Source organism: Flavobacterium sp. GP15 (genome assembly GCF_014281985.1).
Classification (GTDB): Bacteria; Bacteroidota; Bacteroidia; order Flavobacteriales; family Flavobacteriaceae; genus Flavobacterium; species Flavobacterium pygoscelis.
Map to the genome: position 1 here is coordinate 359,687 of NZ_JACFTC010000001.1, position 20,341 is coordinate 380,027.

At 33.4% G+C, this 20,341-nt stretch carries 20 protein-coding genes and 1 tRNA gene; 9 read left to right on the top strand and 12 right to left on the bottom strand.

Features of this window, described 5'->3' with window-relative positions; translation table 11 throughout:
- The first annotated feature begins 70 nt into the window (after nt 1–70).
- The 6 genes from rsmI to H2650_RS01675 all read left to right on the top strand — a co-directional run bounded on the left by rsmI (nt 71) and on the right by H2650_RS01675 (nt 5,657).
- On the top strand, nt 71–790 hold the full coding sequence (gene rsmI / locus H2650_RS01650; protein WP_188049020.1) for a 16S rRNA (cytidine(1402)-2'-O)-methyltransferase: 720 nt from the start codon (nt 71–73) through the stop codon (nt 788–790).
- A complete protein-coding gene (locus H2650_RS01655; protein WP_188049021.1) occupies nt 787–1,839 on the top strand; it encodes an FAD-dependent oxidoreductase in 1,053 nt (350 codons plus the stop codon). The genes rsmI and H2650_RS01655 overlap by 4 nt, the downstream gene beginning before the upstream one ends.
- Nucleotides 1,840–1,850: 11 nt before the next feature.
- Nucleotides 1,851–2,195, top strand: coding sequence for a HopJ type III effector protein (locus H2650_RS01660; protein WP_188049022.1), 345 nt, complete (start codon nt 1,851–1,853; stop codon nt 2,193–2,195).
- A 73-nt stretch (nt 2,196–2,268) separates the two neighbouring features.
- A complete protein-coding gene (gene recJ / locus H2650_RS01665) occupies nt 2,269–3,957 on the top strand; it encodes a single-stranded-DNA-specific exonuclease RecJ (RefSeq protein WP_188049023.1) in 1,689 nt (562 codons plus the stop codon).
- A complete protein-coding gene (locus tag H2650_RS01670) occupies nt 3,957–5,237 on the top strand; it encodes an MFS transporter (protein ID WP_188049024.1) in 1,281 nt (426 codons plus the stop codon). Before recJ ends, H2650_RS01670 begins: the two co-directional genes overlap by 1 nt.
- A gap of 63 nt (nt 5,238–5,300) precedes the next feature.
- Nucleotides 5,301–5,657 carry a hypothetical protein gene (locus H2650_RS01675; protein WP_188049025.1) on the top strand — a complete coding sequence of 119 codons (357 nt, stop codon included), beginning with the start codon at nt 5,301–5,303 and terminating at the stop codon, nt 5,655–5,657.
- Here H2650_RS01675 and H2650_RS01680 read toward each other — a convergent pair.
- The 5 genes from H2650_RS01680 to H2650_RS01700 all read right to left on the bottom strand — a co-directional run bounded on the left by H2650_RS01680 (nt 5,654) and on the right by H2650_RS01700 (nt 8,083).
- Complete coding sequence (locus tag H2650_RS01680; protein WP_188049026.1) at nt 5,654–6,412, bottom strand: UDP-2,3-diacylglucosamine diphosphatase; 759 nt, start codon at nt 6,410–6,412, stop codon at nt 5,654–5,656. The genes H2650_RS01675 and H2650_RS01680 overlap by 4 nt on opposite strands.
- Before the next feature lie 4 nt (nt 6,413–6,416).
- Nucleotides 6,417–6,881 carry a 6-carboxytetrahydropterin synthase gene (locus H2650_RS01685; RefSeq protein WP_188049027.1) on the bottom strand — a complete coding sequence of 155 codons (465 nt, stop codon included), beginning with the start codon at nt 6,879–6,881 and terminating at the stop codon, nt 6,417–6,419.
- A gap of 34 nt (nt 6,882–6,915) precedes the next feature.
- A complete protein-coding gene (locus tag H2650_RS01690; protein WP_188049028.1) occupies nt 6,916–7,092 on the bottom strand; it encodes a hypothetical protein in 177 nt (58 codons plus the stop codon).
- Nucleotides 7,093–7,095: 3 nt separating this feature from the next.
- On the bottom strand, nt 7,096–7,863 hold the full coding sequence (locus H2650_RS01695; protein WP_188049029.1) for an enoyl-CoA hydratase/isomerase family protein: 768 nt from the start codon (nt 7,861–7,863) through the stop codon (nt 7,096–7,098).
- 143 nt (nt 7,864–8,006) lie between these two features.
- Nucleotides 8,007–8,083, bottom strand: a tRNA-Ala gene (locus H2650_RS01700).
- A 322-nt stretch (nt 8,084–8,405) separates the two neighbouring features.
- Between H2650_RS01700 and H2650_RS01705 the strand changes: the two genes are divergently transcribed.
- Nucleotides 8,406–9,581: a dicarboxylate/amino acid:cation symporter gene (locus H2650_RS01705; protein WP_188049030.1), complete on the top strand. Its 1,176-nt coding sequence runs from the start codon at nt 8,406–8,408 to the stop codon at nt 9,579–9,581.
- Between the two features lie 189 nt (nt 9,582–9,770).
- On the opposite strand, the gene mtgA is transcribed toward H2650_RS01705, so the two are convergent.
- Both mtgA and H2650_RS01715 read right to left on the bottom strand, forming a co-directional pair.
- A complete protein-coding gene (gene mtgA / locus H2650_RS01710; RefSeq protein WP_188049031.1) occupies nt 9,771–10,514 on the bottom strand; it encodes a monofunctional biosynthetic peptidoglycan transglycosylase in 744 nt (247 codons plus the stop codon).
- The gene (locus H2650_RS01715; RefSeq protein WP_188049032.1) at nt 10,514–11,626 is read right to left on the bottom strand and encodes an FAD-binding oxidoreductase; all 1,113 of its coding nucleotides are present in this window, start codon (nt 11,624–11,626) and stop codon (nt 10,514–10,516) included. Before H2650_RS01715 ends, mtgA begins: the two co-directional genes overlap by 1 nt.
- A 189-nt stretch (nt 11,627–11,815) precedes the next feature.
- Between H2650_RS01715 and H2650_RS01720 the strand changes: the two genes are divergently transcribed.
- Nucleotides 11,816–13,717: a S9 family peptidase gene (locus H2650_RS01720; RefSeq protein WP_188049033.1), complete on the top strand. Its 1,902-nt coding sequence runs from the start codon at nt 11,816–11,818 to the stop codon at nt 13,715–13,717.
- A gap of 112 nt (nt 13,718–13,829) precedes the next feature.
- A complete protein-coding gene (locus H2650_RS01725) occupies nt 13,830–16,262 on the top strand; it encodes an ATP-binding protein (protein WP_188049034.1) in 2,433 nt (810 codons plus the stop codon).
- On the opposite strand, the gene H2650_RS01730 is transcribed toward H2650_RS01725, so the two are convergent.
- The 5 genes from H2650_RS01730 to accC all read right to left on the bottom strand — a co-directional run bounded on the left by H2650_RS01730 (nt 16,255) and on the right by accC (nt 20,272).
- Nucleotides 16,255–17,598, bottom strand: a complete 1,344-nt coding sequence (locus H2650_RS01730) for a sigma-54 dependent transcriptional regulator (protein WP_188049035.1) — start codon at nt 17,596–17,598, stop codon at nt 16,255–16,257. The genes H2650_RS01725 and H2650_RS01730 overlap by 8 nt on opposite strands.
- Before the next feature lie 114 nt (nt 17,599–17,712).
- Entirely contained in the window at nt 17,713–18,003 is a 291-nt protein-coding gene (locus tag H2650_RS01735) for a hypothetical protein (RefSeq protein WP_188049036.1), read from the bottom strand.
- A 32-nt stretch (nt 18,004–18,035) separates the two neighbouring features.
- Nucleotides 18,036–18,332 carry a hypothetical protein gene (locus H2650_RS01740; RefSeq protein WP_188049037.1) on the bottom strand — a complete coding sequence of 99 codons (297 nt, stop codon included), beginning with the start codon at nt 18,330–18,332 and terminating at the stop codon, nt 18,036–18,038.
- Between the two features lie 30 nt (nt 18,333–18,362).
- Nucleotides 18,363–18,659: a hypothetical protein gene (locus tag H2650_RS01745; RefSeq protein ID WP_188049038.1), complete on the bottom strand. Its 297-nt coding sequence runs from the start codon at nt 18,657–18,659 to the stop codon at nt 18,363–18,365.
- Between the two features lie 266 nt (nt 18,660–18,925).
- A complete protein-coding gene (accC, locus tag H2650_RS01750; protein WP_188049039.1) occupies nt 18,926–20,272 on the bottom strand; it encodes an acetyl-CoA carboxylase biotin carboxylase subunit in 1,347 nt (448 codons plus the stop codon).
- Nucleotides 20,273–20,341: the final 69 nt, after the last annotated feature.

The following is a 20,341-nucleotide window of genomic DNA, read 5'->3' on the forward strand; positions in this document are numbered from 1 at the left end:
TTATTAAATTGAATGAAAAAGAATTTTAACAAATTTAGAAGAACTGAAATTTGTAATTAATTATCTAACTATGTCAAAATTATATATCGTTCCTACGCCTATCGGCAATCTCGAAGACATGACTTTTCGAGCGATTCGAATTCTTAAAGAAGTCGATTTGATCCTTGCAGAAGATACGCGTACGAGCGGAAAGTTACTGAAGCATTTTGAAATTGGCACACACATGCACAGCCATCACATGCATAATGAACATAAAACAGTTGAGAATTTAATTTCTAGATTAAAAGCAGGAGAAACAATTGCATTAATTTCTGATGCTGGAACTCCAGCGATATCAGATCCTGGTTTTTTACTGACTCGTGCCTGTGTAGAAAACGGAATCACTGTAGAATGTTTGCCCGGCGCCACTGCTTTTGTACCTGCATTAGTAAATAGTGGCTTGCCGAATGATAAATTTATTTTCGAAGGTTTTTTACCTGAAAAGAAAGGACGCCAAACTCGTTACTTAGAATTAGCTGAAGAAACTAGAACGATGATTCTCTATGTTTCCCCTCATAAATTAGTAAAAACGTTAGCTGAATTTGTTACTTACTTTGGTGAGGATCGCCAAATTTGTGTTTCTAGAGAACTATCAAAATTACACGAAGAAAACCGAAGAGGTACAGCAAAAGAAGTTTTGGCTCATTTTGAAAAAACGCCTCCAAGAGGAGAAATTGTAGTAGTGGTTGCCGGGAAAACCATCGTTAAAGAAGCTAAAAAATCTAAATTTTCACCAGATGAAGAAATATGAATAAAGAGAAAATTATAATAATTGGCGCTGGATTATCGGGTTTAATGATTGCCTATTTGCTTCAAAAAAAAGGCTATAATATAACTATTTTAGAAGGAGACAAACGCATTGGTGGACGTATAGAAACTCTTACGGGTTCTAGCGGAGCAACAATGGAAATGGGAGCCACTTGGTTTAGTAAACCGCATCAAAATCTTATTGCATTATTAGAGGAATTCGAAATACCTTATTTTAAGCAACATACTCAAGGCATATCCTTTTTTGAAACGATGTCGTTTGTTCCTCCACAAAGATTTGAAATTTCGGATGCCGAAGAAGCTTCCTTTAGAATAGTGGGTGGAACGGCCAAATTAATTGAAAAATTAATTACTAAAGTTGGCTTAGAAAATATTAAAACCAAAGCTAAAGTAACAGCTGTAAAAGAAATTGAAAATTATATAGAAATTACAGATTCTAAAGGAATTAAACACACAGCAACAAAGATTATCAGTACTTTGCCTCCGCATTTGTTAGTTCAAACTATACAATTCGAACCTCATTTGCCAGAAAAAATTCAGCGATTAGCCAAAAAAACACATACTTGGATGGGCGAATCGATAAAATTTGCGGTTGAATATGCCAATCCATTTTGGAAAGAAAATAATTATTCAGGCACACTTTTCAGTCAAGCCAGTATCATTCAAGAAATGTATGATCATAGCAACAATGACAATAAAGGATTCGCGCTCAAAGGATTTCTAAATGGCGGCACTTATACACTCACTAAAGAGCAACGAGAAGAAAAAGTAATACTTCAATTGACAAAAGTCTTTGGTAAAGAAGCTGCGAATTATGTTGCCTATCACGAAAAAGTATGGCGCGAAGAACCACTCACTTTCTTTCCTTATGAACAACTCGTTTTGGGACATGAAAATAATGGAAATTCCGAGTATAACAAACCACTCTGGAACGATAAGTTATATGTTTCTGGTTCAGAAACTGCCTCCCAAAATCCAGGCTATATGGAAGGAGCAATGGTTGCTGCTAGAAATATAGCTACTCAATTTTAATACACTACAAGATGAATATAGCTACTTTTTTAGAAAAAATAAATAAAAATCCAGAATCGATTTCTTTTACTGAAACGATTGCAGTAATAGAAGAAAACTACACTTTCGAGCCAACAGCATTCGAAAATGCAGTATTACACAATACGGTGGAGGAAAATACTGGTTCTTGCAAATTATTTGCTTTTGCAGAATTACAAAACTTATCTCAGTCAGACACTTTATCTTGTTTTGGCGCATATTACTATGACGAAGTGTTAAAAAACCCTGATGGGAACAATCACCAAAACATCCGCAATTTCATGAAAACCGGTTGGGAAGGAATTGCATTTTATGGCAGTCCTTTAAAATTGAAGTAAACTATTTAAGACTTTTGATTTTCAGAATACAAAATCTAAAATCAGAAATCGATAATCCTCAATCAAAAATTACATGCGTTGGACAATTCAACCTAAACCTTCCGAAGATAAAATCAAGCATCTGGCGCAGGCCTTAAATGTGGAAAATTTTGTAGCGCAATTATTAATTCAGCGAGGTATTGAAAATTTTGAAGAGGCTAAGGTTTTTTTTCGTCCCTCTCTAGAGCATTTGCACGATCCCTATTTAATGAAAGATATGGAAAAAGCAGTCGAGAGAATTGAAAAAGCAATTCAGAATCAAGAGCGTATTCTTGTTTTTGGCGATTATGATGTAGATGGTACAACGGCAGTTTCGCTTGTTTCTTCTTATATAAAAAGCTATTATCCTGAAGTAGCTACTTATATTCCAGACCGTTATCAGGAAGGCTATGGCGTTTCCTTTATGGGAATTGACTATGCCGATGACAATGGATTTTCACTAATCATCGCTCTAGACTGTGGTATAAAATCGATTGATCATGTTGCTTACGCAAAAGAACGAAACATCGATTTCATCATTTGTGATCACCACCGTCCAGGAGAAACATTGCCCGATGCGGTTGCAGTTCTCGATCCAAAAAGAGAGGATTGCAACTATCCGTATGACGAATTATGCGGTTGCGGAATTGGATTTAAACTGATTCAGGCTTTAGGAAACAACAGAAGTCAAACCATAGAAGATTTAATTCCTTACTTAGATTTAGTTGCCGCTGCCATTGCCGCCGACATTGTTCCTATGACTGGTGAAAATCGAGTTTTAGCCCATTTTGGATTACAAGTAATCAATAGCAATCCGAGACCTGGAATTAAGGCTTTGGTGCATCAAATAAAAAAGAAAGTTTTAGATATAACCGATGTGGTTTTTATTATTGCACCGCGAATAAATGCTGCCGGCCGCATCAAACACGGAAATCATGCCGTAGAATTATTAACGGAATTTGATTTTGAACAAGCACAGCAATTCGCTTCTGAAATTGAAGCTTACAACTCGGAACGCAAGAATTTAGATAAATTAATCACTAAAGAGGCACTAAAACAAATTGAAGAAAACAATGAAAAAGAGCGTTTTACATCAGTAGTTTTTCAGGAAGATTGGCACAAAGGAGTAATCGGAATTGTCGCTTCTCGATTAATTGAAACGCATTATCGTCCTACTTTAGTTTTTACAAAAAGTGGCGATAAATATGCTGCATCTGCTCGATCTGTAAAAGGATTTGATGTGTATAATGCACTCGAAGCTTGCTCAGAACATTTAGAACAATTTGGCGGACACATGTATGCTGCCGGAATGACTTTAAAAGAAGAGAACTATCTGTTATTTAAAGAAGCATTTGAAAGAGAGGTTGAAAAAACCATTCATCCTGATATGCTGGTTCCGGAAATTTCTATTGATGCCGAAATTGATTTCTGTGATATTACTCCAAAATTAATCCGAATTTTAAAACAATTCGAACCTTTTGGACCCAAGAATATGACTCCAACTTTTTTAACGAAAGATGTCAAAGACACTGGATACGGAAAACCAATGGGACAAGACGAGGAGCATTTACGTCTTTTTTTAAAACAAAATGGAAGCGAAGGAATCGCAGCAATTGGTTTTGGTTTAGGAGATAAATTTGATTTGACAACAAACCAAAAACCTTTTCAAGTTGCCTATAATATTGATGAAAACGAATGGAACGGAAAAACATCAGTTCAATTAAGATTAAAAAGTATTAAGTAATGAGCACAGAAATAAAGCAAAAAAAAGATCCTTACGCCGCCTTACGTTTTAAAGAATTCAACACTTTTTTACTCCTGCGTTTCGCTATGGTATTTGCTTGGTCGATGCAATTCATTATCATAGAATGGCAAGTGTACAGCATTACCAAAGACCCTCTTTCGTTAGGAATTATAGGATTAATGGAAGTAATTCCAGCTATTTCCTTAGCTTTATTTGCCGGACATGTTGTAGATCAAAAAGAGAAAAAAGGACTACTTGTAAAATGCATTCTCGCTTTTTCAGTCATCAGTTTTGGTTTGTTTTTGCTTACTTGGCCAGTCGTGATTGGCGATATTTCTACACAATCTATTTTATATTCTATTTATTTCTTAGTTTTTTTAGGCGGACTAGTGAGAGCCTTTCTAGGACCAACTATCTTTTCTTTTCTTTCCCTAATAGTTCCCAAAAAAGTATATCCTAATGCAGCAACTTGGAGTAGTTCTGTATGGCAAATTGCCTCAGTTGCTGGCCCAGCGCTAGCGGGATTCTCGATCACGCTTATTGGTGTACATTGGTCGATGTGCACTGTTTTTGCTTGTTCTCTTTTTGCATTATTGGCTTTATCTCAAATAAAGAAAAAACCTATTCTGAATCCTAAAATTGGAGAACCTGTAATGCAGAGTTTATCCGAAGGAATCAAATTTGTATTCAACAACAAAACAGTATTAGGAGCCATTACATTAGATATGGTTGCCGTTCTGTTTGGGGGCGCTATTGCTTTATTACCCATTTTTGCACAAGATATTTTAAAAGTAGGCCCTGAAGGTTTCGGTTTTCTAAGAGCTGCTCCTGCAGTTGGTGCTTTTTTAACGATGATCATAACAGCTTATGTTCCATTGAGTAAAAATGCAGGACTAAAATTGCTAGCCGCCATATTTGCTTTTGGAATCTGTATTATTGTTTTTGGACTTTCTACTATTTTCTGGGTTTCACTAATCGCATTATTCTTTAGTGGTGTTTTCGATGGAATCTCAGTAGTGATACGTCAAACCATTTTGCAACTAAAAACTCCAGATCACATGCGTGGCCGAGTTTCAGCAGTAAACTCTATGTTCGTAGGCTCTTCAAACGAATTAGGTGCATTCGAAAGTGGATTAACAGCGCGATTAATGGGAACTGTAACTGCGGTTGTTTTTGGCGGAACCATGACTCTTATAGTCGTTTTGACTACTGGAATAATATCACCGACCTTTAGAAAACTAGATTTAAGAAAAGATTTAGAGGAACACGAAAACGGATAATAGTTGTTTTTTATTTAGAATAATTATAAATAATACTTATATTTGCTTCAAATATTTTTTGAAATGCAAACGATAAAACAGATTTATATAAATGATTTTGGAACTTCTTTCTACTGGAGAAAAGAAAACAAAGTCATCGTTGATAAAGTGCAATTGGTCTTTAAAGAAATGGGATTCTACTGTAATAAATTAGAAATCGAACAATTTAAAGAATGTATTATAGAAAGCTATAGTGTAAATAGCGAATGTGCAGATTGCGAACTAAAAAGCAAATGCTACAAATTTTTATTGAAAACACCTTTTTCACAAATTGACTTAGCAGTTACAATGCAAGAATTAGACAAGCTTAAAGATCTTGTTGAAGGTACTTTATTTAAAATAAATCTTGATGATTATTTGTATGGCGTAGGAATGAATTAGTTATCGTATTTTTTGATTTCAAAATTCTCACCATCAAAAACACCGTAGGTAAAATAGCTAATCCAGTCACCAAGATTAACATATTCAGCATTTTCGCCTACCGAAAGTTTCATCGGTAAATGACGATGACCAAAAACAAGGTAATTATAATGTTTGGTTTCTAATTTTCGCTTTGAATACAAAATAAGCCATTCGTTCTCTTCACCTAGAAAAGTTACGTCTTCATCGCCAGAAATTAACTTATTTTTAACCGATAGATATTGCGCTAAACGAACACCAATATCGGGATGAACCCAACGAAAAAGCCATTTAAAAAAAGGATTTGTAAATACCTTTTTCATGCGTTTATATCCTAAATCTCCTGGACCTTTTCCGTCACCATGACCGATTAGGAATGTTTTATTTCCAAACGTATATTCTTGATTGTCATGAAAAACAGGGATATTCAATTCTTTTTGAAAATAATCCTCCATCCATAAATCATGATTGCCAACGAAGAAGTATATAGGAATTCCACTGTCTCTAATTTCGGCTAGTTTTCCCAAAACACGAATAAATCCTTTGGGAACAACCGTTTTATATTCAAACCAAAAATCGAACAAATCTCCCAAAATAAAAATAGCTTCTGCGTCTCGTTTTACTTCGTCAAGCCAAGCTACAAATTTTTGTTCTCGAGGAAAACTCAATTCTGGAGTTGGCGCACCAAAGTGTTGATCTGAAGCAAAATATATTTTTTTATTTGGAGTTAATTGCATGAATTTATAGTGTAGATTTCACATTATCAGAAGCATACCATTCAGCAAAAGAAGAATCTGTTTCTTGCAATTTTAAGGAAAAAAGAGCTATTCCATCTGGCAATCTATTGATGATTCTTTTTGAAAAATCAACAACCATATTCTCGCTCGTTGGTTGGTAATCGACCAAAATAACATGATGACCACGAGTAATTAATTCGTTAGCTAATTCTACGTGTGGCGTTGTTCCGTTAAAAACAGTTGCATGATCAAATTGATCTACAATTTCTTCTTTCACAATTTTTTTCAAATCGGTAAAGTCAATGACCATTCCAAATTTAACATTAGAACGATCGGTAATTGGAGATCCTATTACAGTAACAGATAGCTTATAACTATGCCCGTGAACATTTTTACATTTCCCGTCATAACCATATAAGGCATGTCCGGTCTCAAAACTAAATTGTTTGGTAATTCTTATATTGCTCATCAGACTTTTATTTTAATGCAAATTTAGTGAATAATTAAAGTTCTTTGTCTCTTTTTTTTGCACTCGTATACATCCAATAGGCTAACAAAACTAGAACCACAAAAGGAATAAGAGAACCTATAACAACCCCTATTTGATAGCCGTTGTCTGTGGCATTTTTTAACTTTTCTTCTATGTTTACTTTTTGAACAAGTGTTAGAATTGTGATCATGAGTTATTTTTTGAATTGTAGTAACGCTTTTATAGTAAAATCAGAAAGAACTAATCTACCCGAAATTGCAGCACGTTCTATAAGAAGTATTGACCAATGTTGAGTTCCTTCCCACAAAACTTTTTTCATTTCTAGTAATGCATCAGGATTATAGCTTGATAATTTTGAACTAAAATCAACAACTGCAGCGTCAAGCTCCAAATCAGTTTCAAAAATCCCTGCATACAATCCTTTGCTAAAAGCCCATTGAGCCGATTTCCAGTCTTGCGCTGCCAAAGTCATTTCTGACATGGCATTTTTACCTATTTTTCTAGAAACAGCAGGTTCTATAACAAATGGACCAATTCCTATTGCCAACTCAGAAAGTTTTATAGAAGCATTATTTGTAGCCAAAGTATAGTCGCAAGCGCAAGCTATACCAACACCTCCACCAACTGCTTTACCATGGATGCGCCCAATTATAAGTTTAGAACACGATCGCATAGCATTGATTAAATGAGCAAATCCAGAAAAAAACTGAGTTCCTTCTGCTTCATTAGAAACTGCTAAAAGTTCGTCAAAAGAAGCTCCTGCACAAAAAGCACCTTTACCCTCACTTTGTAAAACTATAACTGAAACTAAAGAATTATTACTTAAATTATTAAATTCAGACGTAAGCCTATCTAGCAATTCTCTAGGAAAAGAATTACTCGAAGGATGACCAAATGTGATGATTGCTATTTTATTTTCGATGGTTGTATTAAGAGAACCAATAGGACTTTGTGACGACATATCAATTTTTTTTTGAATGTAAAAATACAATTATCAAGAGGAATATGTGTATTTGGAAAGAATTAAAAACAGTATAAAACAAGGCTTCTAAAACACAAAATAAAAAAGGCTCTGCAAAACTGCAAAGCCTTTCATTCTCTTGGTGGTGGAGAATATCGGATTCGAACCGATCACCTCTTGCCTGCCAGGCAAGCACTCTAGCCAAATGAGCTAATCCCCCAATTTCCCACAAATATAGTATAATATTAGATTAAAACTAAAAAATATTTTAAAAGCTAGAGGATATTATTACTAAATAATTTTCTAAGCATAAATTAATTATAATTATTAAAGTAACAAACAATAAATTAGTTTTTAACAGAAATAATTGATTTATTCTAAATATTAAAAATTCAAAAATCAGCTTTAAGTGCGCATTTATAATAGTACTCCTTGAAGAAAATGGATACTTAAGTGGCAAATTCGCAACATTGGCAGTATATTCGCAAACTTAAAAAATAAACCGCATAAGACTTTTATAGTTTTACAAATCTATCTATAGTATGAAAAATTTATTCTCTAATCTATTGTTTAAAGTTTTTATTGCCATTGTGCTGGGAATAGTTTTTGGTCTCTATCTTCCGGAATCTGTAAATAGAATTTTCACCACTTTTAATGCCTTTTTTGGACAGTTTTTAAATTTTGCCATTCCATTAATCATAATGGGATTGATAATGCCTTCAATCTCAGATTTAGGAAAAGGTGCTGGCAAACTGCTTTTACTTACTGCTGCTATTGCTTATGGCTCAACTTTATTTTCAGGTTTTATGACTTATTTTGTTGTATCTGATTTTTTTCCACAACTTTTAGAATCTCATGTTAATAATGTTGCTGTAATCGGAAATTCAACATTAGAATTAACTCCTTACTTTACAATTTCAATTCCACCTGCTTTAGATGTGATGACGGCTTTAGTTTTTGCCTTTGTAATCGGATTAGGACTTTCCTATCAAGAGAAGTCAAGCTTAAAATTAGTCGTAAAGGATTTCGAAAAAATCATCATGCAGCTAATAGAAAATGTAATTGTTCCTTTATTACCCTTATTTATATTAGGCATATTTGCAAGCATGTCCTTTAGCGGAAAAGTATTCTCAATTCTCTCCGTTTTTCTCAATATCATCGGTGTTATTTTTGCATTACACATTGTCTTATTACTGCTACAATTCACCATTGCTGGGGTAGTAACAAAAAAGAATCCTTTCAAATTATTACTAACAATGTTGCCTGCATATTTCACAGCACTAGGAACACAATCCTCTGCAGCTACTATTCCTGTTTCATTAGAGCAAACAATAAAAAATGGAGTTTCTGAAAAAATAGCAGGGTTTGTCATTCCTTTATGCGCAACCATACATTTGTCTGGAAGTACAATGAAAATCACAGCTTGTGCGATAGCACTAATGATTTTGCAGGGAATGCCGTTTGACTTCGCTCTCTTTTCCGGTTTTATATTTATGTTAGGAATCGCTATGGTTGCTGCGCCTGGAGTTCCTGGAGGAGCAATTATGGCTGCTGTTGGAATATTACAATCGATGTTGGGTTTCAGCGAAGAGATGATTGGTTTAATGATCGCACTATATATTGCAATGGATAGTTTTGGTACCGCCTGTAATGTTACAGGAGATGGAGCAATTGCGCTAATTGTAGATAGAATTACTAAAGAAAAATTAGTAGCTTAAATTATTTAAAAAACAATACTGATTACTAATAGAATTCTAACCAAAACACAATAGATTAAACAAATAAAACCCCAATAATGGGGTTTTATTTGTTTAAAAAAAGAACTAGAAAAAATAGAATACTACAATTGTACAACAATACTTTATTTTATTCTTACTACAATTTTTTTATTGATTCTTTTCTAGATACTAATATTTAACTGTTCCAACTTGTCTCATAATGCGAACAATCTTAGTTTTTCTATTATTAATATAAGAAGAGGAACTTGTAGCCTTAAACTTTCTAGGATTTGGCAAAATCGCAGCGATTCCAGCCGCTTGAATTGGAGTTAGATTAGCGGCATCTTTTCGATACCAATGTTCTGCCGCAGCTTGAGCTCCATAAACACCATCACCCATTTCGATACTATTTAAATATACCTCCATAATGCGTTCTTTACCCCAAATAATTTCTATTAAAACCGTAAAATAAGCTTCTAACCCTTTACGGAGATAACTACGTCCTTGCCATAAAAAAACATTTTTAGCGGTTTGTTGCGATATGGTGCTTCCTCCTTTTATTCTGCGACCTCTTTCGTTACTTTTATATGCTTTATGCATGGCACCAAAATCAAAACCATTATGCTTCAAAAAAGTTCCGTCTTCACTAGCTATAACGGCTTTTTGAAGATTATCAGAGATATTCTTAAGTGGTTCCCAATCATGACTAAAGTAAACTTCATTCCCTGCCGTTTTATTTTCTATTGCGCGAATAACCATTAATGGTGTAAAAGGAACGGGAACAAACTTATAAAGTACCACGAAAAACAGGGAAATACCAAAAAACCATAAAAGTGCTTTAAATAAAAAACGAGAAATTTTACTCGTAAATGAAGTATCTTCCTTTTTTTTGACGGGTTGTTTTGTTTTTTTAGACGTTGTTTTTCTTGCCATTATATTAAATCTGCTAATTCTGTTCCTACTAAACTTCCTATTGCCACTCCCATTCCTCCTAATCGGACTCCGCAATATACGTTATCTGATAATTGAGAAACAATAGGATTCTTGCGTGCACCAATACCCATTATACCACTCCAGCGATGGGCGATTTTAAATTTTTGGTTCGGCAAAATTACTTCTTTTAATAACTGTTCCAATTTTTTTTGCACAATTTCTGTATGTCCAAATACAGTAGTTTTTTCTGCCTCAAAATTTAAGTTTCTTCCGCCACCAAGTAAAATACGATTACCAATATTTCTAAAATAATAATACCCTTTATCCAAATGAAAAGTACCTTTTATAACTAAATCAGGTATTGGTTCTGTTATTAAAACTTGCGCTCTAGCAGGAATTACTGCGGCATTGGTTAGCGTATTAGCAAAACCATTTGTCGCAAACAATAATTTCTGGGTTCTAAAAGAAAAGTCTCCCAAAGCAACCTCTACCTCATTTCCTTTATCTAAATATCCCGTTACTGTTTGTTGATTTAAAATCAAAATATTTGCTGAAACTGCATTTTTCAATAAGGCCTGCATCATATTACCAGTATCAATCTGTGCTTCAAAAGGATTAAAAACTAAATGTTGCTGAATACCCGAAAATCCAAAACGATTCTCTTCTTTAGCAAAAACAGCTGCCTTAAAAAGCGGTTTTAAAACACCATTAATAAAAGGGAGCTTTTCAATACATTCTGCATATGCAGACTCCGCTTCTTTTAGAAAAAGCTCATAGCCTCCATAGGATTTAAAATCCAAAGCAGTGTCGCCGAGTCTTTTTCTTAACAATTGCAGTCCTTCCCAACGTTTTTTAATAAGATCAATTACCTCTTGCTCCGAATGGGTCTCTAAATCATCAATAATTTCAGAAATACTACCAAAACAGGCAAAACCAGCATTTTTGGTACTCGCTCCTTGTGGCAAAACTCCTTTTTCTAAAACTAATATTTTACTCTCTGGAAATCTTTCGCGCAAGCGCAACGCAGCATGTAAACCCACAATTCCACTGCCAACAACTGTATAATCAACGTTTGTAAACCAGTTTTTCAACTCCCAATAACTCAAATCCATGCCTAAATGTTTTTATAAAAATAATAATTTTCAGGAGCTAATCCCGCTATCCGTTGCAATCTTTGTTTTTTTTTCAAACAAAAAACAAAGGATTTACACTACTATCGGGGCTAAAAAGCATTAGTATAAAGCGAGAAAGATCAAAATAAATTGGCTATTTTTATGGTTCGAAATAAAACAACTAATAAAATGAAAAAATTACTATTAATTCCCTTAATAATGATGAGTTTAAACGCAGTGGCGCAAAACGTAATGACGCCGGAATTACTTTGGAAACTAGGAAGGGTAAATCCTTTAGGACTTTCAAACGATGGTAAAAACATTGTTTATCAAGTCACTTTCCCCTCTGTTGCTGAAAACAAATCAGAAACTAAAATGTACACTTTACCAATAAACGGAGGAACTCCAACTGAAGTAAAGGAAACAAAAACACTTCTAAAAGATAAAAACATTTCTCCAGACGGAAAAAATATTGTTTATAACGAAGAAGTAAAAATAGACAAAGTTCACGGAAAAGATTTTTATCCCGATTTACAAAAATCAGATGCTCAAATCTATGACGGATTAGATTATCGTCATTGGGATACTTGGAACGACGGAACATTTAATCATGTTTTTTACAAAGAGAATAAGGAAGGTGCAATTGGCATTGATGTTCTAAAAGGGGAAAATTTCAATAGTCCACAAAAACCATTTGGTGGCGACGAAGACTACATTTGGTCTCCAGACAGCAAAAACATTCTTTATGTTTCAAAGAAAAAAGCGGGAACGCAGTATGCAACTTCTACCAATACCGACATATATGAGTACAACCTAGAAACTGGAAAAACGACAAACAGAACCGAGGGAAATCTAGGTTATGATATGGCGCCACAATTCTCACCTACTGGAAATTTGACTTGGTTGCAAATGAAAAGAGATGGTTATGAAGCGGACAAAAATGATTTAATTGTTAGTTTTAAAGGCATGAAAATGAATCTAACTGCCAATTGGGACGGAACAGTAGATAGTTTTATGTGGAGTAAAGACGGAAGCAAAATCTATTTTGTAGCGCCAATTGACGGAACAAAACAATTATTTGAGGTTAACTTTCCCGGAGTAACGAGAATTGCAATTACAGTTCGCCAAATTACAAATGGTGATTTTGATGTGAATGCAATCGTTGGTTTCTCTGGTGATAAAGTGATTGTAACTAGAACAGATATGAATCATGCTGCAGAAATTTTTTCTTATGATTTAAAGAAAAAAAACTGGAAACAATTATCTAACGTCAACACGAGTACTTACAATTCTTTGGCGTTAAGCAAAACCGAAAGAAGATATGTGACTACAACAGATGGTAAAAAAATGTTAGTTTGGGTTATTCTTCCTCCTAATTTTGATGCTACTAAAAAATATCCTACACTTTTATATTGTCAAGGAGGACCGCAATCTCCCTTAACGCAAAGCTATTCTTTCCGTTGGAATTTTCAGTTGATGGCCGCAAACGGGTATGTAGTTGTGGCACCAAATCGTCGCGGAATGCAAGGTCATGGTGTCGAGTGGAATGAGCAAATTAGTAAAGACTGGGGCGGACAAGTTATGCAGGACTATCTAGCCGCGATTGATGATGTTGCCAAAGAAAAATATGTAGATGCCAATCGTCTTGGATGTGTTGGTGCTAGTTATGGTGGTTATTCTGCTTTTTATTTAGCTGGAATTCACAACAATCGTTTTAAAACATTTATTGCTCATGATGGGATTTTTAACACACAAAGTATGTTTGGAATTACCGAAGAAGTATTCTTTAATAATTGGGATTTTGGCGGAGCGTATTGGGAAAAAGACAATGCTATTGCTCAAAAAGCTTACAACGAATTCAACCCGATTAATCATGTAGATAAGTGGAACACTCCAATCTTAATCATACAAGGAGGAAAAGATTTCCGAGTAGCAATTGGACAATCTCAAGAGGCTTTTCAAGCAGCACAATTGCGCGGAATAAAAAGTAGATTTTTGTATTTCCCTGAGGAGAATCACTGGGTTTTAAAACCACAAAATGCTCAAGTTTGGCAAAAAGAGTTTTACAAATGGCTAAAAGAAACTTTGTAATAGCATTTTTTTTTAAATAAATAAAACCTCACTTTTTAGTGGGGTTTTTTATTGCCTTAAATATTTTGAATATCTTAACTTGAATGCTTATTCAAATTTTTATCTTTGAAAAATGGAGAACAAAAAAAGTTACATTCCGCTAAAAGTTTTTATTAGCTACCTTCTGTTGGTACTTCTTTTTGGAAGTGTAGGTTGGTTTCTGTACACGGAAAACCAAAATTTTTCTAAAAATGAAAAAAGATTTAGCAACAAAAATAGTTCTCTGTTAAAAGTCAGCACCATCTTGTCTGACTTATACAAAACGGAAAGCTTAGCCCGAATTGCCATTCAATCAGAATCAAATAAGGATTTTGATAAATATGTCTTAAAAACTAAGACTCTCCAAACAGATATTGATTCTCTAAAGACGATCGTCTCTACGGAATACCAGAAAACACTATTAGACAGTGTACAATTATTATTGACCAGAAAAATAAAAAACATACAAGAGTTAAAAACGATAAAGAGCAAAAGTGAAGATGAAAATGCAGTAAGCAATGCCATAACTGATTTAACCAAAATTCAGTCCTCGATGCGAAAATTACAAATGGAAGATTTTGTAAAATCTCCTGCATCTATGGCAAATTACGAGCGTAACGTTCTCAAAAAATACGTTGATTATCTGAATCAAAACATCCCTGATGACAGTACCAATACGCTAACAAAAAAAGAGTCAGACTCTATTGTAAGCGTGTCGAAAATGTTGCTGAATGAAGTAAAAAAAGAAACTGCCAACAAGAAAAAACGCTTAAACTCAGAAGAAACTAAACTGATCCAGAACGAAATTCTCATCTCGGACCAACTGCGTAAAGTATTTGGTATAATAGAACGAGAAATTATCTTAAACACTACTTCAAGTTACTTAGCACGTGAAAAATCATTAAAAAAAACCAATCAAATAGTGACTACTGCTGCCGCAATTGGTTTATTATTGACCTTATTCTTCCTAATTTTAATCATAAGCGATTTTTCTAAAACGCAGTCTTATAAAACGCAATTAGAAATGGCTAATCTAAAAGCTAAAAAACTACTGACTAGTAGAGAGCAACTTATATCGACGGTAAGTCATGATTTAAAAACACCTTTAAGTACGATTATAGGCTATACAGAATTGCTAGGAAATTCCGAATTAAACACCAAACAACAGCATTTTACTAAGAACATAAAAGGATCTTCTAGTTATATCTCAAAATTGGTTCAAGACTTATTAGATTTTACACAAATTGAAGCAGGCAAAATTACTATTGACACCGTTCCTTTTTCATTAGCAGATGTAATAAATGAGTTAGCGAGCAGCATTCAAGCTGTTTATTCACAAAAACCCATTGATTTAAGTATCACGATTGACGAAAAATTACAGCAAAAAATTATTGGAGATCCGTTTCGACTAAGACAAATACTCTCCAACATTATCGGAAATGCGTTTAAATTTACTGAAAAAGGATTTATTAAAATTGATGGAAAAGTAAATTTAGGGACTCAAACATTAACCCTATCAATTAAAGATTCTGGAATTGGAATAGATGAAAAGAGTCAACAATTAGTTTTTGAAGAGTTTACTCAAGCGGATGAAAAAATAGAAAAAAAATATGGCGGAACAGGATTAGGACTTACTATTTCTAAAAAAATGGCTGCTATATTAGGTGGAGCTTTAAGTTTAGAAAGCGAAATAGGCAAAGGAAGTACTTTTACAATCCAACTTCCTTTAGTGTTTGACAATACCGCTATAGAAGAAAACCTTTCCTCTATTGATAAAACACAATATAGAGCCGTTATTATTGATGATGATCAAAGCTTGTTGCAATTAACCACAGAAGTTTTGAGACAGAATGATTTTATAATATTCCCTTTCGATAAAGCCACAGAGGCACTTTTGTGGATAGAAAAAAATGCATTCGATTTTATAATTACAGATATTCAAATGCCAGTGATGGATGGTTTTTCATTTTTAAAAGAACTACAGAATAAGTCTTACACAGAATATGAAAACCAACCTGTTTTTGCAGTTACAGGAAGAGGCGATTTAGATTTAGATTATTATAAACAAGCAGGATTCACGACTGTTATTCGCAAACCGTACACCCCAAAAACCATACTTACTACTATAAAAGCAATCCTAAATAATACGGTGATTCCGAAAGAATTTGCCACTACAAACTCCTCTAAAAACCACAATAAAGGGTATTCATTAAAGGCATTAAAAGCATTTCTATCAGATGATAAAAATGCTTTAGAAGAAATTTTACAATCTTTTATGATTGACGCTAAGGAAAATTTATTTTTATTAGAGGAAGCAATACTGGCTGTTAATTTTCAAGAAATTAAAAACATAGCGCACAAAATGAATCCGATGTTTAAGCAAATTAAAGCTTTTGAGATTAGTGCAATTTTAGATGAATTAGAATTAAAAGACGAAAACTTAGCTGAATTAAAAAGTAAAATTAGCACTTTAAAAAGTAAAATTGAAGTTCTTTTTAAACTAATACAAAAAGATAAAACTAATTGATTCCGTAGAGCTTTAATTTATTATACAATGTTTTTCTATTAATTTTCAACAGCTTAGCAGCTTCTGTTTTATTGTGATTGGTTCGATTTAAGGCTTCTACTATCGCTTCTCTTTCATTTTCTGATAAAGAAAAATCAGTTGTTTCAATTTTCTCTTGCTGAAAAAATTCAACAGGAAGTACCTCTTTTTCGATAAAATCATCTGGAGATAGTAAGGTTGCTCTCTTGATACAGTTTTGAAGTTCTCTTAAATTTCCAGGCCATCTGTAATTTTGAAAAATTGACATGACTTCTTCAGAAAAACCAATTACATTTTTGTTTAATTCCTGATTAGATTTTTCAAGGAAAAAATCGGAAAACAACATTAAATCCTCACTTCGTTCTAGAAGAGAAGGAGAATGAATCGAAAATTCATTTATTCTATGATACAAATCTTCTCTAAAATCGCCATTCTTGACTGCTTCTCGCAAATCTTCATTTGTAGCAGTAATAATTCTAATGTCTACAGCTATTTCTTTATTGCTACCAACCGGTTTTATTTTGCGTTCTTGTAAAGCTCTCAAAAGCTGAATTTGATTTTCATAAGATAAATTACCAATCTCATCTAAAAAAATAGTCCCGCCATTTGCCGCTTCAAAAAAACCAATTTTATCTTGAATAGCCCCAGTAAATGATCCTTTTACATGACCAAAAAACTCACTTGCTGCCAATTCTTTAGGAATCGAACCACAATCGACTGCTATAAAATTGCTGTTTTTTCTAGCACTATTTTTATGAATACTTTTTGCAATCACCTCTTTACCGGTTCCGCTTTCACCAATAACAAGCACCGACATATTTGTTGGGCTAACTAGTTTAATATATTCAGCTAGCTTAAGTGATGCAGCGGATATTCCTTGTATAAAACTACTTTCCTTTTGTACAGTTATTTTTTTAACAGTTTTTGAAACTATAGTTGGATCGTCAATAACAATTGATTCCTGAGCAAGCGCATTTGTAATAACTAAAAGTACTTCTTCGGGATTAAATGGTTTAGAAATATAATCTGTTGCACCATTTTTGATCGCTTTGACTGCCGTGCTCACATCTGAATAGCCAGTCATAAGTAAAATAGGAACATTGGGATTAATAGTTTTAATCTCAGCCATAAGTTCAATTCCATCATAATCAGGAAGTCTCAAATCTGTCATAATAAGATCAAAATCAGTATCTTTTATTTTAATTTTCGCTTCTGATCCTGAAAAAGCCGTGACTATCTCAAAAGATTTTTTTATCAGAAACTTTTCTAATAATTTGCAAAAAGGCACATCATCCTCAATCAATAAAATTCTAGCCATTAGGTTTCACTTTTGATGCTAAAATAAAGTTATTTAAATTGTATTGTGCTAATTTTTTGCAAAAAAAAGAGAGACTATAAAAATAGTCTCTCTTTGCAATAAATAAATCTCCAATTACTTATTTATCCAGTTCCCATTAGCATCTGCATAAACAGTAGCTTTCTGGTCTTTAACTGTGATTTCTAGTTTGTATTCTTGTTTTTCATTGATATAAGCTTTTCCAAGAACTGCACCTGGATGGGCAACTTCTAATGCTTTTTGCACTGCTTCTGGAACTTTTTCTACTTCAATATATCTTTCTTGAACTAATGAAGATTGATTTTTAGTGTCATTTAAAGGAACATTTATTGCATGAGCTGACAAACTTCCTAAAATAATTGCTGCTGATAAGATTAACTTTTTCATAGTATTTATCTTTAAATTATTATTTTCTGTGTTTATTTTTGAATCCATTTTCCGGTTTCATCTGCGAAAAGGTTTCCTGTTTTTTCACCAACTGTAACGTCTAATTTGTATTCCTTTTTTTCATTAATAAATGCTTTATTTAAAATGGCATCAGGAAAAGCAACCTTTAATGCTTCTTTGATCGCTACCGGAACCTCTTCTAATTTAACTTCCTTATATTCTTCCTGAATCGTTATTGTTTTTACAATTTCTGTATTGTTTTGAATAGTTCCTGCATATGTAGATAAACTTCCTAAAACGATTGCTGCTGATAAGATTAATTTTTTCATGATATATATTTTAATTATTAATTTCTATGTTTATTTTTGAATCCATTTTCCAGTTTCATCAGCAAAAAGATTTCCTGTTTTTTCACCAACTGTAACGTCTAATTTATATTCCTTTTTTTCATTAATAAATGCTTTATTTAAAATAGCATCAGGAAAAGCAACTTTTAATGCTTCTTTGATCGCTACCGGAACCTCTTCTAATTTTACTTCTTTATATTCTTCTTGGATAGTTACTGTTTTTACAATTTCTATCTCGTTTTGAACATTCCCTGCATAAGTTGATAAACTTCCTAAAACGATTGCTGCTGATAAGATTAATTTTTTCATGATATATATGTTTTAAATTATTTACTAGTTATATTGTTTAGGTTAATAGAATAATCATACCAAATATAAATAGCTAAGCAACAACACCATAAAAACCTATAATACAGCATTTTAATAATTTATAGTTTATAACTAATATGTATAAATTGGGTAAAAGGATTAAGAACTTGGGTAAATTTTACACAAATCAAAACCATTCATCTAAAAAAAAATCAAAAAAAAAGACCTTACATTGCTGTAAGGTCTTTATAAATAAAATATATTTTTTATTCTGGATCGTTCATTTTAAAAGTATCCATAAATGCAGTTGTGTAATCACCTGCGATATAGCGAGGATCATCCATTAACTGTCTATGAAAAGGAATAGTAGTTTTTATACCTTCTATTACGAATTCATCTAATGCTCTTCTCATTTTACTAATCGCTTCTTCACGAGTTTGCGCTGTTGTAATCAACTTGGCAATCATAGAATCATAATTTGGCGGAATAGTATATCCTGAATACACGTGAGTATCTAAACGTACTCCGTGACCTCCTGGCATATGAAGTGTAGTAATTTTTCCTGGAGAGGGACGGAAATCATTATAGGGATCTTCAGCATTTATTCTGCATTCGATTGCATGTAATTTAGGTAAATAATTCTTACCAGTAATTGGAACTCCAGCAGCAACCATAATTTGCTCACGAATCAAGTCATAATCTATAACTTGTTCTGTAATTGGATGCTCCACTTGAATACGCGTATTCATCTCCATGAAATAGAAGTTACGGTGTTTATCTACCAAAAATTCTACAGTACCAGCTCCTTCATATTTAATAAATTCTGCTGCTTTTACAGCCGCTGCACCCATTTTTTGACGTAATTCATCCGTCATAAATGGTGAAGGTGTTTCCTCAGTCAATTTTTGATGACGTCTCTGAACAGAACAATCTCTTTCAGAAAGGTGACAGGCTTTACCGTAAGAATCACCTACAACTTGAATTTCTATATGTCTAGGCTCTTCAATTAATTTTTCTAAATACATACCATCATTACCAAAAGCTGCAGCAGACTCTTGACGAGCACTTTCCCAAGCTTTTAATAATTCTTCTTCCTTCCAAACGGCACGCATCCCTTTTCCACCACCTCCAGCCGTAGCTTTTAGCATTACTGGAAAACCAAACTCTTTAGATAATTTTAAAGCTTCCTCGTACGATTCTAAAATCCCAACCGAACCAGGAACACAAGGAACACCTGCCTCAATCATAGTAGATTTAGCAGAAGCCTTATCTCCCATTCTATCAATCATTTCTGGAGAAGCTCCAATAAATTTGATCCCGTGTTCTTGACAAATTTTAGAAAACTTTGCATTTTCAGATAGAAAACCGTATCCTGGATGTATTGCATCAGCATTTGTAATTTCAGCAGCCGCAATTATATTTGACATCTTCAAGTAAGATAAATTACTTGGAGGTGGACCAATACAAACTGCTTCGTCAGCAAACTTTACATGTAAACTTTCAGCATCAGCAGTAGAATAAACAGCTACTGTTTTAATACCCATTTCCTTGCAAGTTCTAATGATACGTAATGCAATCTCGCCTCTATTTGCAATTAATATTTTTTTAAACATCTTTTTTTAATTTAAAATTCAAATAATAAATTCCAAACCTCCAACATTGGAATTTGGAAATTTGGAATC

Bases quoted from the DNA above. Each gene is read 5' to 3' on its own strand.
- H2650_RS01655 (WP_188049021.1), top strand. From the start codon at position 787: ATGAATAAAGAGAAAATTATAATAATTGGCGCTGGATTATCGGGTTTA.
- rsmI (WP_188049020.1), top strand. From the start codon at position 71: ATGTCAAAATTATATATCGTTCCTACGCCTATCGGCAATCTCGAAGAC.
- H2650_RS01705 (WP_188049030.1), top strand. From the start codon at position 8,406: ATGAAAAATTTATTCTCTAATCTATTGTTTAAAGTTTTTATTGCCATT.
- H2650_RS01695 (WP_188049029.1), bottom strand. From the start codon at position 7,863: ATGTCGTCACAAAGTCCTATTGGTTCTCTTAATACAACCATCGAAAAT.
- H2650_RS01685 (WP_188049027.1), bottom strand. From the start codon at position 6,881: ATGAGCAATATAAGAATTACCAAACAATTTAGTTTTGAGACCGGACAT.
- H2650_RS01660 (WP_188049022.1), top strand. From the start codon at position 1,851: ATGAATATAGCTACTTTTTTAGAAAAAATAAATAAAAATCCAGAATCG.
- recJ (WP_188049023.1), top strand. From the start codon at position 2,269: ATGCGTTGGACAATTCAACCTAAACCTTCCGAAGATAAAATCAAGCAT.
- H2650_RS01690 (WP_188049028.1), bottom strand. From the start codon at position 7,092: ATGATCACAATTCTAACACTTGTTCAAAAAGTAAACATAGAAGAAAAG.
- H2650_RS01675 (WP_188049025.1), top strand. From the start codon at position 5,301: ATGCAAACGATAAAACAGATTTATATAAATGATTTTGGAACTTCTTTC.
- H2650_RS01725 (WP_188049034.1), top strand. From the start codon at position 13,830: ATGGAGAACAAAAAAAGTTACATTCCGCTAAAAGTTTTTATTAGCTAC.
- mtgA (WP_188049031.1), bottom strand. From the start codon at position 10,514: ATGGCAAGAAAAACAACGTCTAAAAAAACAAAACAACCCGTCAAAAAA.
- H2650_RS01715 (WP_188049032.1), bottom strand. From the start codon at position 11,626: ATGGATTTGAGTTATTGGGAGTTGAAAAACTGGTTTACAAACGTTGAT.
- H2650_RS01720 (WP_188049033.1), top strand. From the start codon at position 11,816: ATGAAAAAATTACTATTAATTCCCTTAATAATGATGAGTTTAAACGCA.
- H2650_RS01745 (WP_188049038.1), bottom strand. From the start codon at position 18,659: ATGAAAAAATTAATCTTATCAGCAGCAATCGTTTTAGGAAGTTTATCA.
- H2650_RS01740 (WP_188049037.1), bottom strand. From the start codon at position 18,332: ATGAAAAAATTAATCTTATCAGCAGCAATCGTTTTAGGAAGTTTATCT.
- H2650_RS01735 (WP_188049036.1), bottom strand. From the start codon at position 18,003: ATGAAAAAGTTAATCTTATCAGCAGCAATTATTTTAGGAAGTTTGTCA.
- H2650_RS01680 (WP_188049026.1), bottom strand. From the start codon at position 6,412: ATGCAATTAACTCCAAATAAAAAAATATATTTTGCTTCAGATCAACAC.
- accC (WP_188049039.1), bottom strand. From the start codon at position 20,272: ATGTTTAAAAAAATATTAATTGCAAATAGAGGCGAGATTGCATTACGT.
- H2650_RS01730 (WP_188049035.1), bottom strand. From the start codon at position 17,598: ATGGCTAGAATTTTATTGATTGAGGATGATGTGCCTTTTTGCAAATTA.
- H2650_RS01670 (WP_188049024.1), top strand. From the start codon at position 3,957: ATGAGCACAGAAATAAAGCAAAAAAAAGATCCTTACGCCGCCTTACGT.